Source organism: Streptomyces radicis (assembly GCF_003626575.1).
Lineage (GTDB): Bacteria > Actinomycetota > Actinomycetes > Streptomycetales > Streptomycetaceae > Streptomyces > Streptomyces radicis.
This window is the reverse complement of the sequence record NZ_RBDY01000001.1, coordinates 253,940-266,854: the sequence shown is the minus strand read 5'-3', so window position 1 is coordinate 266,854 and position 12,915 is coordinate 253,940. Positions and strand designations below refer to the sequence as shown.

Genomic DNA, 12,915 nt, shown 5'->3' with positions numbered 1-12,915 from the left:
GGGGTGCGGGTGGCGAAGCCCCCGCCACGCGAGGCGAAGCCGAGCAAAAACGACGAGGGCGAAGCGGTCCACGCCTTCCGTGGACACACTTCACCCTCGCACTCGTGGGCGATACTGGGATCGAACCAGTGACCTCTTCGGTGTGAACGAAGCGCTCTCCCGCTGAGCTAATCGCCCGGGGCCGCTCACCGCGGCACGGGTAGAACCATACCGTGTGGATCACCTGTCATCCAAATGAACTCCCAACCAGGCGCGCAGACCTCGCTGTCCGCCCCGCATCATCAGGGCGTGGTTGGCGGTGAACGCCGAGCGCAACGGCCGTGCCAGCGGCCGGAGAAGCCGTTTGGTGAGCGCGGTGTCCTGCTCCCAGCTGACCCGGGTGCCGGGGTCCCGGTGGCTGGCCGAGAAGCGCAGCCAGCCGTCGAGGTCCCCGCTCAGCGCGATGTGGAGCACCCCGGCAGCGGGGTCACGGCGCGTCTCCCTGATCCCGACGCGGAGGTCGAACGGGAGGGCCGAGCGGAAGCGGCAGGAGCCGGTGTCGGGCCCGGTCCGCACGACCTCGCGGACCTGGGGCCACCAGCGGGGGTAGTCCTCGGGTGTGACGAGGACGCCATAGACGGCGTCGGGCGGCGCGGCTACCCACCAGTCACCGCGGAATCGGAATCGGTTTGTCCGGCTGTCGGCGATCACGCTATCTCCTGCTATAACCCATATCGCAGCTCCCCCATTGGAATGATGTTAAAGGCCATAATTAGGGCAGAGGGGTTTACAACCGACGCGTACGTGGCATCTCGATTTGGCCGACGTGCGAATCCCCGAGCGCACACTGAGCGAAAGGCCCTGGCGCTTATGAACACCACGGTCAGCTGCGAGCTGCACCTGCGCCTCGTTGTATCGAGCGAGTCCTCACTTCCTGTACCCGCGGGGCTGCGGTATGACACGGCGGACCCCTACGCCGTACACGCCACGTTTCACACCGGAGCCGAAGAAACCGTCGAATGGGTTTTCGCCCGAGACCTCTTGGCCGAAGGGTTGCACCGCCCCACGGGCACCGGCGACGTCCGGGTGTGGCCCTCCCGGAGCCATGGCCAGGGAGTCGTCTGCATCGCCCTCAGCTCACCGGAGGGCGAGGCGCTTCTCGAGGCTCCGGCCCGCGCCCTCGAGTCGTTCCTGAAGCGGACCGACGCCGCGGTGCCACCCGGCACCGAGCATCGGCACTTCGACCTCGATACGGAGCTCTCGCACATCCTGGCGGAGAGTTAGAGACCCGCCGGTCCCTCAACGCCGTCTGACTCGGGGCGACGGCGCGGGACCGGCGATACGCGTGGCGCACGGCGCCGTCGTGGCCCCAGGGCCGCGGCGGCGCCGTCGTACGTGCGGGGGTCAGAGCAGGAACTGGTCATGCACCCCCGCGATGAGCAGCAGCGCGCCGATGACGGTGAGGAAGAGCATCAGCGGGGGCTGGGAGAGAGCGAAGAGGCAGCCGTTGCCCTCGGGGGCGCCGGGTGCGGTGTCCTGCGGGGCGGCGGGGGGCGGCCCGCCGCTTGAGTCGGGAGTCGGCTCCCTGGTGATGTGCGCCATGTCGTCGTGATCATGGCGCAGGCGGGGGGTCCTCCGCGATCAACACGTCGCATTTGTGCAACGTTATACGGAATGTCGACCCGCCCGTGTCACGGTCCGATCAGATGCCGTGTTTCTTGAGGATGGCCTCGATGTCGGAGAAGTCGTCGGGGTCGGCTGCGGCGCCCTTGGCCTTTCCGCCCGCGCCCCTCGAGCCGGGCAACGAGGGCGTGGCGCCGCCGGGCACGGCCCTGACCTCGGGGGCGGAGCCCGCGGCGGCGCCACGCCCTCGGCCATCGGCCAGGCGGCCGGAGAGGAACAGCAGCACCGCGCAGGCCAGCACGCCGAAGCCCGCCCAGGCCACGGGGTTGAAGGTCATATTGACCACGAAGCGCACCACGCCCGTCATCGCCAGGCCCACGGGCAGCAGGGCCACGGCGGCGGTCCGCAGCGCCAGCGCGTAGCGCCTCCGGCGCGCCACCAGGAAGGCGACCCCCAGGCCCGCGGCGGATAGAAGGGTACAGACAGTGCCGATCAACATCTTTCCATCCTGCCCCGCCGCCCTCCGTAAGGCCATGGCCTCGGGCGCGGATCAGGGGAATCTCGGGGTGCGAGACTGGGGCCCATGAACGAGACGACCGGCCGCCGCGCCGTGCTGGACGTGTGGTGCGACCTCCAGTGTCCCGACTGTCACCGCGCGGAATCCGACCTGCTCGCCCTGCGTGAGCGGTTCGGGGAGGCCCTGGAGATCAGGCGCCGCCACTTCCCGCTCGGCAGCCACCCGCACGCGCTCGCCGCCGCCCAAGCGGCCGAGGAGGCCTATGCCCAGGGCCGGGGCGACGCGTACTGGACGGCGCTGCTCGCCCGCACCGCGGACCTCGGCGCGCGGGGCGTCGAGGTGCTGCTCGAGGTCGCGCGCGATCTCGGTCTCGACGCCGACGAGGTGGACACCGCGCTGATCGACGGGCGGCACATGCTCATGGTCGACGCGGACCAGGCCGAGGGCGAGGCGCTCGGGGTCACCGGCACGCCGACCTATGTCATCGGCGGCACGCGCCTGGACGGCGGCAGGAGCCAGGAGGGCCTGCGCGAGCGGATCGCCGGGATCGCCGAGTCGCTGCTGGGTCAGCCGAGCGGCTTGTAGAGGTGGTGCTCGACCGGCCGGTAGCCGAGTGAGGCGTAGAGCCGCAGGGCCGGGGTGTTGCCCGCGAAGACGTTGAGCCCCAGGACGCGGCCGCCCGCGGCGCGCGTGAGGCGTTCGGCCTCGAGCATCAGCGCCCTGCCGTGGCCGCGGCCCCTGTGCTTCTCGTCCACGGCCACCGAGAAGACGTAGGCGTCGGCGCCGTGCGGCAGCCGCTCGGGGTCGGTGGAGAGCCACAGCGTGCCGACCGGGAGGTCCTCGTGGGTCAGCACGCGCAGGGCCGCGCGCTCGGTGGCGAGCCCTTCGGGGAGCAACGTGGCATGGGCGGAGCGGCCGCGTTCCTCGGCGGTCGTCTCGGGAACGCCGCGCTCGACCCACTCGCGCACATAGCGCTCGCGCGCCTCGACGCGCCAGTCCTCGAACTCCGGCCCCGTCATGGCGCGGGCCACGAGGCCGGGGGGCAGCGAAGGGGGGCGCTCGGGCAGCTCCTTGGCCATGTTGAGGTTGCGTTCGACATAGCCGAGCGACCTGGCGAGCTCCAACGCGCCGCCCGCCGCGGCGGGTACGGAGGCCACGACCTGACGACAGCCCTCGCCGCGCAGGACCTCCTCGGCGGCGAGCGCGGCAACGGTGGCCCGGCCGCGGCGGCGGTCGTCGGGGGCGATCTCGAGCTGGGCGATCCGCCCGAACACATCGCCTTCGGTGGCGTACACGGTGAGGCGGAGCGCGCCGGCGCGGCGGCCGTTGACCCTGATGTCGAACGGGCGGCTGCGGAGGCCGTCCGCGCCGCTCTCCTCGGGACCCGCGGGGCGCAATGTGGTCGTCATCCGCTGATCAATACCCCGTGAAACGTGACGTGAGCCACCCCATTTTCCGCGCGGAGCGGTCAGGGGTCGATGTCGGCGGCCGAGCGCTCGCGGAAGACGCGCAGCGCCTCGGCCGTCACCGGGCCGGGTGCGCCGGGCAGTTCGCGGTCGTCGACGCGGCGGACGGCCTGGACGTCGCGGGCCGTGGAGGTCAGGAAGATCTCGTCGGCCTCGCGCAGGACGCCGAGCGGCAGCTCGGTCTCCTTGGCGCCCGACCACTCGACGACCAGCGCGCGGGTGACCCCGGCGAGGCAGCCCGAGGAGAGCGGCGGCGTGTGCAACTCCCCGTCGATGACCACGAACACGTTGCTCCCCGTGCCCTCGCACAGGTGGCCCGCGGTGTTGCCGAACAGCGCCTCGGACGCGGCCGCCTGACGGGCGCGGGCCAGGGCGATGACGTTCTCCGCGTAGGAGGTCGTCTTGAGCCCGCTGAGCGCACCCCGCTCGTTGCGCGGCCACGGGACGGTGATGGCCGCGGTGGACTCGGGGAGGCGGGCGCCCTCGACATGGGCCACCACGAGGGTGGGCGGCGCCTGGCCGCGGTCGGAGCCGAGCGGGCCGACGCCCCCTGTGTAGGTGACGCGGAGGCGGCCGAGGGGCAGCGGAAGTGCCTTCACCACCGCGGCGCACGCCCGGCGCACGTCGTCGAGGTCGGGCGCGGGCAGGCCGAGCCCCGCGGCCGAGACGGCGAGCCGGTCGAGGTGGCGGGTGAGGGCGAACGGGCGCCCTTCCTCGGTCTTGATGGTCTCGAACACGCCGTCGCCGACGGTCAGTCCGTGGTCGAAGACGGAGACGCGCGCGCTGTCGGCGTCGCGCAGCTCACCGTCCAGCCAGATCAGCGCCATGTCGGATCCCTTCGAACTCGCGGGGCTGCCCTCCCGTAGACGCTACCCCGACCAGGCGCGCGGCCTTGAGCTCGGTCTCGGCCCACTCCCCCGCCGGGTCGGAGTCCCAGGTGATCCCGGCGCCCGTGCCGAACCGCAGGACGGGGCGGGCCCGTTCGCCCGCGCCTCCCGTGTCGATCCAGAAGGTGCGGATGCCGACGGCCAGCTCGCCCGCGCCGCGGTCGGCGTCGATCCAGCCGACCGCCCCGCAGTAGGGGCCGCGTTCCACGGGCTCCAGGTCGTCGATGACGCGCAGGGCGCTCGACTTGGGGGCGCCGGTGACCGATCCCGGCGGGAACGTGCCCGCGAGCAGCTCGGCCCAGCCCGCGCCCGGCGCGAGCTCGCCGCGGACGGTGGAGACCAGGTGGACGAGCCCGGGGTGGTGCTCGACGTGGCACAGGCGGGGAACGGTCACGGTGCCGGGGGCGCAGACGCGGCCGAGGTCGTTGCGGACCAGGTCGACGATCATGACGTTCTCGGCGCGGTCCTTGGGCAGCATCAGCTCGGGCGTGGGTGCGGTGCCCTTGATGGGGCCGGACTCCACGGTGCGGCCGCGGCGGCGCAGGAACAGCTCGGGCGAGGCCGTCGCGACGGCGACGCCGTGCGCGGGCAGGCGCACGGTGCCGGCGAACGGCGCGGGGTTGCGGGCGGCGAGCAGCGCGGTGAGCGCGTCGATGTCGGCCGGGGCAGGCAGGGGCGCGGCCAGGACGCGGCAGAGGTTGGCCTGGTAGACGTCGCCCGCCGCGATGTGCGCGCGGACGCGCTCGACGCCCGCGATGTAGGCGCCGCGGTCGAGCGAGCTGGTCCAGTCGCCAGGGGCCGGGCCGCGCCAGCGCCAGCGCCCTGGGACGGCGGGGGGTGGGGGCGCGGGGCGGACGTCGGCGAACCTGGCGCAGATCAGCCGCCCTTCGTAGGTGTGGACCACCGCCCACCAGCCGGTGGAGTCGAGCGCGGCCGGGTCGTCGGTCACGTCGCGCAGGTCGGTGGCGAGGAGCCCGCCGAGGCGGGCGAGCGGGGGCAGGTCGTGCACACGTGCGATTCTAGGCGGGCCTCCGCGGGGTTGCGGGGATACCGAGTTTGAGCTGAGGGGCGGATCCGCTAAAGTTCATGACGTCGCCGGGTCACGGAAGTGGCGGCGGGGACAAGCACTGCGGACGTAGCTCAGTTGGTAGAGCACCACCTTGCCAAGGTGGGGGTCGCGAGTTCGAATCTCGTCGTCCGCTCGAAGGGGGCCCGCCCCCATCCGGTGGAGTGGCCGAGAGGCGAGGCAACGGCCTGCAAAGCCGTCTACACGGGTTCAAATCCCGTCTCCACCTCGGACGATTAGCTCAGCGGGAGAGCGCTTCCCTGACACGGAAGAGGTCACTGGTTCAATCCCAGTATCGTCCACGGGGTCCGAGAGGACCCGCCCCGGAGCCCCGGCTCCGGGCCCGCGCGATTAGCTCAGCGGGAGAGCGCTTCCCTGACACGGAAGAGGTCACTGGTTCAATCCCAGTATCGCGCACAGCCCAGAGGCCGGGGAGCTCACGCTCCCCGGCCTCTTCCCATGTGCCCGGACGTGCTCCGTCGTGCCGCGTCGCGCGCCGTCGTCGTGCCGTGAACAGACTGGTGCCCGGACAGCTCCCCAGCTGTCCGGGCCCTTGGCCGTCCGCCTCACCCCCGTCCCCACGGGGCTGTCAGCCGGTGTCCCCGACCCGGGCCGCTCTCCCGGGCCTGGGGCGCCGCTCAGCGCCCCAGCATGCCGGCCACGGACGACGCCTGTGTCATGACGGCCTCGACGCCGCCGATCGCCACGGCCAGGACGAGGGCGAGAGGCAGCACCATGGCCGTCGCCACCAGCGGGTGGCGGCGCTCGGGCCGAGCAGTGCCGGTCCGTGCCGCGATGCGCGCCATCTGTCCACTCCTGTCGTGGGATTGGGGCGGCGGGCGGGTGACCTCGGGGGACGAGTGCTGCGCCCGCCGCTTGATCCATACATTAGGCGGGCGGCACCTTCCGGGACGTCAGCCCGGCGTACTGACCTCGGGGCATCCCCCAGGATGAGAAGCGCGCCACCGGGCTACTCCCCAGGGTGGAGGTCCGGGTGCGGGAGCCGGGGTTTTCCCCCAGGGGTGCGGCGCGTCAACCCGCTGGTGCGCGTGGGGGGCGTGCGCGCGGCCTTATCGCTGCTCGGGCCGCGCAGTCCGTAAGCTGTGGCTCATCACAAGCACGGGGCAGCGAGGTGGACATGGCGATGATGCGGCTCCGGCGCGAGGACCCGCGAGTCGTCGGAGCGTTCCGGCTCCACCGGCGGCTGGGGGCCGGCGGCATGGGGGTCGTGTACCTCGGCTCCGACCGGCGCGGGCAGCGGGTCGCGCTCAAGGTGATCAGGCCGGATCTGGCCGAGGACCAGGAGTTCCGTTCGCGGTTCGCGCGTGAGGTGTCCGCGGCCCGGCGGATCCGCGGGGGCTGCACGGCGCGGCTCGTGGCGGCCGATCTCGACGCCACACGGCCGTGGTTCGCCACCCAGTACGTGCCGGGGCCCTCGCTGCACGACAAGGTGATGGAGGAGGGGGCGCTCTCCGCCGCGGAGACCGCCGCGATCGGCGCGGCGCTCGCCGAGGGCCTGGTCGCCGTGCACGAGGCCGGGGTGGTGCACCGGGACCTCAAGCCGTCCAACATCCTGCTGTCCCCCAAGGGCCCGCGGATCATCGACTTCGGCATCGCGTGGGCCACGGGGGCCAGCACCCTGACCCATGTCGGAACGGCGGTGGGCTCCCCCGGCTTCCTCGCGCCCGAGCAGGTGCGCGGGCAGCCGGTGACGCCCGCGAGCGACGTCTTCTCGCTCGGTGCCACGCTGGCGTACTCGGCGCTCGGCGACTCCCCGTTCGGCCAGGGGAGTTCGGAGGTGATGCTCTACCGCGTGGTGCACGAGGAGCCCCAACTGCGGGGTGTGCCCGCCGCGTTGGCGCCGCTGCTGCGCTCGTGCCTGGCCAAGTCGCCGACGGAGCGGCCCAGCACGCTCCAGCTGTCGCTGCGGCTCAAGGAGATCGCCGCCCGTGAGGCGCGGGGCGCGACGCAGTCCACCGCGAGCCACCCACGGGCGAACGCGCCGGTGCGCGCGCCGGCGCCCCGGCAGCCGGGCACGCGGACGGCCCCCGCGGGGAGCCGGACGCGGCCCGCTCAGCGCGCGCGGCGCCCGGTGGACAGGAAGCTGCTGCGGCAGCGGCTCGTCGTGTTCATCACGGTGACGCTCCTCGTGGCGCTCGGCGTCGCCGCGGCGCAGGGCTGCCAGGGACCGCTCTGAGCGGCGCCGCGCGGGGCGTTCAGCCGGGCGTTCAACGGGGTGTTCAGCGGGGGTGGGCGAGGGCGTAGCAGGCGACCGCTGCCGCCGCCGCCACGTTGAGTGAGTCGATGCCGTGCGCCATGGGGATGCGCACGCGGGCGTCGGCCGCGGCCAGGGCGCGCGGGGTGAGCCCGTCGCCCTCGGCGCCGAGCAGCAGCGCCACGCGGGCGTCCCGGTCGGCCGCGACGGCCTCCGCGATGTCCCGCGCGCCCTCGGCCGGGGTGAGGGCCAGCAGCGTGAACCCCGCGTCGCGCACCGCCGCGAGGCCGCCGGGCCACCGGTCGAGCCGGGCGTAGGGCAGCGAGAACACCGCGCCCATCGAGACCTTGACCGAGCGCCGGTAGAGCGGGTCGGCGCAGTCGGGCGAGAGCAGCACCGCGTCCATGCCGAGCGCCGCGGCGCTGCGGAAGACGGCGCCGACGTTGGTGTGGTCGTTGACGGCCTCGAGGACGACGAGGCGGCGGGCGGTGGCGAGCAGGTCGCCGGGCTCGGGGAGCGGGGTGCGGTGCATCGAGGCGAGGGCGCCGCGGTGGACGTGGAAGCCGGTGACGCGTTCGGCGAGCGCCGGGCTCACGACATAGACGGGGGCGTCGGCGCGTTCGACCAGGTCGCCCATCGCCTCGGCCCAGCGCGGGGTCAGCAGCATGGAGCGCATGGGGTAACCGGCGTGCAGGGCGCGGCGGATGACCTTCTCGCCCTCGGCCATGAAGAGGCCGAGGGCGGGCTCGACGCGCCGCCGCAGGGCGACGTCGGTGAGCGAGGTGTAGTCGGCGAGCCTGGGGTCGTCGGGGTCGTCGACGGGGACGGGGGCCGGCGCGGTCATCCGGCGTTCACCACGTCGCCGATGACGATCACGGCGGGCGGGCGCACGTTCTCCTCATCGATGCGGCGGGCGAGCGTGCCCAGGGTGGCGTCGACGCGGCGCTGGGCCGCCGTGGTGCCCTCCTGGACGACGGCGGCGGGGGTGTGGGGCGGGCGGCCGTGGGCGACGAGCGTGGCGGCGATGGCGGCGGCGTGCTCGACGGCCATCAGCAGCACGAGCGTTCCGCGCAGGGCGGCGAGGGCGGGCCAGTCGATCAGGGAGCGGGGGTCGCCGGGCGCGAGATGGCCGCTGACCACGGTGAACTCATGGGCGACGCCCCGGTGGGTGACCGGGATCCCGACGGCGGCCGGGACGCTGATGGCGCTGGTGACGCCGGGGACCACGGTCACCGCGACGCCCGCCTCGGCGAGCGCGAGCGCCTCCTCCTTGCCGCGGCCGAAGACATAGGGGTCGCCGCCCTTGAGCCTGACCACGGAACGCCCCGCCCTGGCGTGCCCGACGAGCGCGGCGTTGATCGCCTCCTGGGCCATGCCGCGGCCGTAGGGGATCTTGGCGGCGTCGATGACCTCGACGTGCGGGGGCAGCTCGTCGAGCAGGTCGCGGGGGCCGAGCCGGTCGGCGATCACCACGTCGGCCTCGGCGAGCAGCCTGCGCCCCCGCACGGTGATCAGGTCGGGATCGCCTGGGCCACCGCCCACCAGGGCAACGCCGGGAACGCGGTCGCGGTGCCGCGGCGCGCCGAGCGTGCCGTCCCGCAGGCCCTCGACCACGGCGTCCCTGACGGCGGCGGAACGGCGGGGGTCGCGGCCCGTGAGCACCGCCACGGTCACGCCGTCGCTGCGGCCCGTGGCGGGCGTCCACGCGGTCGCCGCCTCGGCGTCGTCGCTGCGCACGCACCACACGCGGCGCTCCTCGGCCTCGGCGGAAGCGGCGGCGTTGACCTCGGGGTCGTCGGTGGCGATCAGGGCGTACCAGGCGCCTTCGAGGTCGCCCGCGCGGTACCCGCGGCGCTCCCAGACGAACTCCCCCGCGTCCGCCATGGCCTGCACGGACGGGGTGACCTCCGGGGCGATCAGCCGGACGTCGGCGCCCGCGGCGAGCAGCGCGGGCAGCCTGCGCTGGGCGACGGTGCCGCCGCCGAGCACCAGGACGCGGCGGCCCGAGAGCCGCAGGCCGACGGGGTAAGCGGGGTGGGTGGGCATCGCTTGGGGTGACTCCTCGCGGGGGAACAGACCTGTCGAACGCGGGTGCGACCCGCCAGGGCCCTCACACTAGGCCCTGTCAGGACGGACTTCGACGACCGGTCCTGGACGCCGGACGCGGTGCCCCGGCGGGCGCCGGATCGCGGCTCGTGCCGTGGGGGCACCTCCCGGAGGGAGTCCGGAGGAGCGCGGGCCGAAGAGGATCGCCGGGCCGGGGCTCAGCTCTTCTCCGTCACCCCGGCTCCGTCGAACGTCGCGACCTCGCGCATCGCCCGGGCCGCGCTCTGCACCACGGGGAGGGCGAGCAGCGCGCCCGTGCCCTCGCCGAGGCGCAGGTCGAGGTCGACCATGGGGCGCAGGCCGAGCGCGGTGAGCGCCGCCTGGTGGCCCGGCTCGGCGCTGCGGTGGCCCGCGATGCACACGGAGACCGCCTCGGGGGCGATGGCGCGGGCGACGAGGGCGGCGGCGCCCGCGCTGACGCCGTCGAGGATGACGGGGACGCGCAGGGAGGCACCGCCGAGGATCAGCCCGGTGAGGGCGGCGTGTTCGAGGCCGCCGACGGCCGAGAGCACGCCGAGCGGGTCGGTGGCGTCGGGCTCGTGGCGGGCCAGGGCGCGGCGGACGACGTCGACCTTCCTGGCGTGGGTCTCGTCGTCGATGCCGGTGCCGCGGCCCGTCACCTCGGCGGGCTCGGCGTCGGTGAAGACGGCGACCAGGGCGGCGGAGACGGTGGTGTTGGCGATGCCCATCTCGCCGGTGAGCAGCGCTCGGTTGCCGCCGGCGACCAGGTCACGGGCGGTCTCGATGCCCACTTCGAGGGCGCGCAGCGCCTCGTCGCGGGTCATGGCGGGGCCCTCGGTGATGTCGCCCGTGCCGGGCCTGACCTTGCGGGGCACCAGCCCCGTGGCGCCCGGCAGCTCGGCGCGGACGCCGACGTCGATCACGCAGACCTCGGCGCCGACCTGGGCGGCGAAGGCGTTGCACACCGCTCCCCCGCCGAGGAAGTTGCCCACCATCTGGGCGGTGACCTCCTGGGGCCACGGGGTGACGCCCTGGGCGTGGACGCCGTGGTCCCCGGCGAAGACGGCGACGGCCGCGGGCTCGGGGAGGGGCGGGGGGCACGAGCGGGAGAGGCCGCAGAGCTGGGCGGAGATGACCTCGAGGGCGCCCAGCGCGCCGGCGGGCTTGGTCATCCGCTTCTGGCGCTCCCACGCCTCGCCGAGCGCCTGGGCGTCGAGCGGGCGGATCTCGGCGAGGGTCTCGCTGAGCAGGTCGTGGGGCTCGGAACCCGGAAGCGCGCGGCGGCCGTACGCCTCCTCGTGGACGACCCACGAGAGCGGGCGGCGCTGCGCGGGGCCGCGGTCGACCGCCTCGCCATCGGCGGGGAACGCGTCCACGTGCCCGACGCACAGGTAGGCGACGATCTCCAGGTGCTCGGGGAGGTCGAGGGCGCGGACCAGCTCGCGCTCGTCGAAGAAGCTGATCCAGCCGACGCCCAGGCCCTCGGCGCGGGCGGCGAGCCAGAGGTTCTCCACCGCGAGGGCCGAGGAGTAGGGGGCCGTCTGCGGCTGGGCGGGGCGGCCGAGCGTGGGGCGGCCGCCGCGGGTGGGGTCCGCGGTGACGACGATGTTGACGGGGGCCTGCACGACGGCCTCGGCGCCCAGCTCCCTGAACTGCTTGGCGCGGGCCTTGGGGAGGGAGCTGGCGTACGCCTCGCGCTGGCGCTCGACGAGCTCGTGCACGGTGGCGCGGGTCTCGGGCGAGCGGATGATCAGGAAGTCCCAGGGCTGGGAGAGGCCGACGCTGGGGGCGGTGTGGGCGGCCTGGAGGACGCGCAGCAGGACGTCGTGCGGGATGGGGTCGGGGCGGAAGCCCCGGTGGATGTCGCGGCGTTCGCGCATCAGGCGGTGAACGGCCTCGCGCTCGGGCTCGGGATAGGCGGGCGCGGGGGGTGCCTGCTCCGGGGGCGCGGGCGCGGACTCGGGCGCCGGGGTGGGCGCCGGCGCCTGCTCGGCGGCGGGCGCGGGCTCCTGCGCGGGCGCGGGGGCTTGTTCGGGGGCGTGTTCCGCGGGGGCGGGCGCGGGGGCCTGCTGGGGCGCGGGCTCGGGTGCCGCGGGCGCGGCTTCCGCGGCGGGGGGCGGGGGCGCCGAGGGCGCGCTCCGGGGCGCGGGCACGGCGGCAACGGGCTCGGGGGCAACGGGCTCGGGGGCGGGCGCCGTCGGCGGAACGGGCTCCACCTGCGCCGGAACGGGCTCGGCGGCCTGGGGCCGGGGCGGCGTCTCGGCGGCGGGGGCGGGGGCCTGCGGCTCGGGGGCCACGGGCGCGGCCTCGGGCTCGGGCGCGGCGGGGGCGATGGGCTGCCACGCGCCGGGCGGGGTGGGCAGGGAGCCGGGCAGCGGGCTGGGCGGGGGGGCGCTCGGCGCCTCCTGCGCGGGCGCGGGCGCCGGGGCGGGCTCGGGAGCCGGGGGCACGGGGGCGGGCGGGGGCGCGGCGGGGGCGGACTCGGGCTCCGCGGGCGCGGGTTCGGGCTGCGCGGGGGGCGCCTGCTCCTGGGGGGCGGGCGCGGGCGCGGGGGTCGGCACCCCGCCGGGGGGCGTGGCGGCCGCCACGACGGGCGGGGCGGGGACCGGCTCGGGGGCGGGCGGCGGCGTGGCGGCCTGAACGGGCTGCGACTGTTGCGGCTGGGGCTGCGGGGGCTGCGGCTGCTGGGAGGCGATGTCCAGATACTCCGGCTCGGTGGGGGTGGGTCCCGGCGGGGGAACGGCGGCGAGCCGCTGGGTGCCGGGCTCGGCCGCCACGGCGCGCGGGCGGGGCGCGATCGTGGCGTCGCCCCACGCGCCGTTCGCGCCGGGCATCAGCAGGTCCTCCTCCTCGGCGTCGCCCGCCTCGTCGGGCTGGCCGGGGAAGGGATAGACGGCGGGGCCAGGAACCCCGGGCTGCGGCACCGGTCGCTCCGTCGGTCCGCCCGCCGGCTCCGGCTGCGGCGCCCCTTCCGGCATCTGGCCGGGGTCCGTCATGCGTCCACCTCGCCCATCGCACGTGCTCCTTCCAACCCCGGACATTGATGGACGAAACATCAAGTCCGGCTGACGGCACAACGATCCATGAGCCTACCT

At 75.0% G+C, this 12,915-nt stretch carries 13 protein-coding genes and 5 tRNA genes; 7 read left to right on the top strand and 11 right to left on the bottom strand.

Going from position 1 to position 12,915, the window contains the following annotated elements; translation table 11 throughout:
- Positions 1-105 precede the first annotated feature (105 nt).
- Both D7318_RS01230 and D7318_RS01225 read right to left on the bottom strand, forming a co-directional pair.
- Positions 106-177: transfer RNA gene (locus tag D7318_RS01230), tRNA-Val, on the bottom strand.
- 42 nt (positions 178-219) lie between these two features.
- Positions 220-690 (bottom strand): SRPBCC family protein, encoded by a 471-nt coding sequence (locus D7318_RS01225; RefSeq protein ID WP_230423234.1) that lies wholly within the window; start codon positions 688-690, stop codon positions 220-222.
- Between the two features lie 159 nt (positions 691-849).
- Between D7318_RS01225 and D7318_RS01220 the strand changes: the two genes are divergently transcribed.
- A complete protein-coding gene (locus tag D7318_RS01220; RefSeq protein WP_003959770.1) occupies positions 850-1,263 on the top strand; it encodes an SsgA family sporulation/cell division regulator in 414 nt (137 codons plus the stop codon).
- A 120-nt stretch (positions 1,264-1,383) separates the two neighbouring features.
- Here the strand turns inward: D7318_RS01220 and D7318_RS01215 are convergent, their stop codons facing one another.
- Positions 1,384-1,581, bottom strand: a complete 198-nt coding sequence (locus tag D7318_RS01215) for a hypothetical protein (RefSeq protein ID WP_230423233.1) — start codon at positions 1,579-1,581, stop codon at positions 1,384-1,386.
- Between the two features lie 100 nt (positions 1,582-1,681).
- On the bottom strand, positions 1,682-2,101 hold the full coding sequence (locus tag D7318_RS01210) for a hypothetical protein (RefSeq protein WP_120694915.1): 420 nt from the start codon (positions 2,099-2,101) through the stop codon (positions 1,682-1,684).
- Between the two features lie 84 nt (positions 2,102-2,185).
- Between D7318_RS01210 and D7318_RS01205 the strand changes: the two genes are divergently transcribed.
- A complete protein-coding gene (locus D7318_RS01205; RefSeq protein ID WP_120694914.1) occupies positions 2,186-2,704 on the top strand; it encodes a DsbA family protein in 519 nt (172 codons plus the stop codon).
- On the opposite strand, the gene D7318_RS01200 is transcribed toward D7318_RS01205, so the two are convergent.
- Genes D7318_RS01200 through D7318_RS01190 form a run of 3 tightly spaced genes read right to left on the bottom strand, consistent with a single transcriptional unit; the run spans position 2,686 to position 5,481 of the window.
- Positions 2,686-3,528: a GNAT family N-acetyltransferase gene (locus tag D7318_RS01200; RefSeq protein WP_120694913.1), complete on the bottom strand. Its 843-nt coding sequence runs from the start codon at positions 3,526-3,528 to the stop codon at positions 2,686-2,688. The genes D7318_RS01205 and D7318_RS01200 overlap by 19 nt on opposite strands.
- Positions 3,529-3,587: 59 nt before the next feature.
- Complete coding sequence (locus tag D7318_RS01195; protein WP_120695210.1) at positions 3,588-4,412, bottom strand: aminotransferase class IV; 825 nt, start codon at positions 4,410-4,412, stop codon at positions 3,588-3,590.
- Positions 4,387-5,481, bottom strand: a complete 1,095-nt coding sequence (locus D7318_RS01190) for a chorismate-binding protein (RefSeq protein WP_120694912.1) — start codon at positions 5,479-5,481, stop codon at positions 4,387-4,389. Before D7318_RS01190 ends, D7318_RS01195 begins: the two co-directional genes overlap by 26 nt.
- Before the next feature lie 120 nt (positions 5,482-5,601).
- On the opposite strand from D7318_RS01190, the gene D7318_RS01185 reads away from it, so the two are divergent.
- The 4 genes from D7318_RS01185 (at position 5,602) to D7318_RS01170 (ending at position 5,955) form a co-directional block, all read left to right on the top strand.
- Positions 5,602-5,674 (top strand) — tRNA-Gly (locus D7318_RS01185).
- Between the two features lie 22 nt (positions 5,675-5,696).
- Positions 5,697-5,767, top strand: a tRNA-Cys gene (locus D7318_RS01180).
- Between the two features lies 1 nt (position 5,768).
- Positions 5,769-5,840, top strand: a tRNA-Val gene (locus D7318_RS01175).
- Between the two features lie 43 nt (positions 5,841-5,883).
- A tRNA-Val gene (locus D7318_RS01170) sits at positions 5,884-5,955 on the top strand.
- Positions 5,956-6,176: 221 nt separating this feature from the next.
- Here D7318_RS01170 and D7318_RS32580 read toward each other — a convergent pair.
- The gene (locus D7318_RS32580; RefSeq protein WP_183091236.1) at positions 6,177-6,344 is read right to left on the bottom strand and encodes a hypothetical protein; all 168 of its coding nucleotides are present in this window, start codon (positions 6,342-6,344) and stop codon (positions 6,177-6,179) included.
- A 332-nt stretch (positions 6,345-6,676) separates the two neighbouring features.
- On the opposite strand from D7318_RS32580, the gene D7318_RS01165 reads away from it, so the two are divergent.
- Entirely contained in the window at positions 6,677-7,735 is a 1,059-nt protein-coding gene (locus D7318_RS01165) for a serine/threonine-protein kinase (protein WP_120694911.1), read from the top strand.
- A 43-nt stretch (positions 7,736-7,778) separates the two neighbouring features.
- On the opposite strand, the gene D7318_RS01160 is transcribed toward D7318_RS01165, so the two are convergent.
- The 3 genes from D7318_RS01160 to cobT form a co-directional block, all read right to left on the bottom strand.
- The gene (locus tag D7318_RS01160) at positions 7,779-8,597 is read right to left on the bottom strand and encodes a TrmH family RNA methyltransferase (protein WP_120694910.1); all 819 of its coding nucleotides are present in this window, start codon (positions 8,595-8,597) and stop codon (positions 7,779-7,781) included.
- The gene (gene cobA, locus D7318_RS01155; protein WP_120694909.1) at positions 8,594-9,799 is read right to left on the bottom strand and encodes a uroporphyrinogen-III C-methyltransferase; all 1,206 of its coding nucleotides are present in this window, start codon (positions 9,797-9,799) and stop codon (positions 8,594-8,596) included. The genes D7318_RS01160 and cobA overlap by 4 nt, the downstream gene beginning before the upstream one ends.
- Positions 9,800-10,017: 218 nt before the next feature.
- Complete coding sequence (cobT, locus tag D7318_RS01150) at positions 10,018-12,744, bottom strand: nicotinate-nucleotide--dimethylbenzimidazole phosphoribosyltransferase (protein ID WP_329604546.1); 2,727 nt, start codon at positions 12,742-12,744, stop codon at positions 10,018-10,020.
- Positions 12,745-12,915 lie beyond the last annotated feature (171 nt).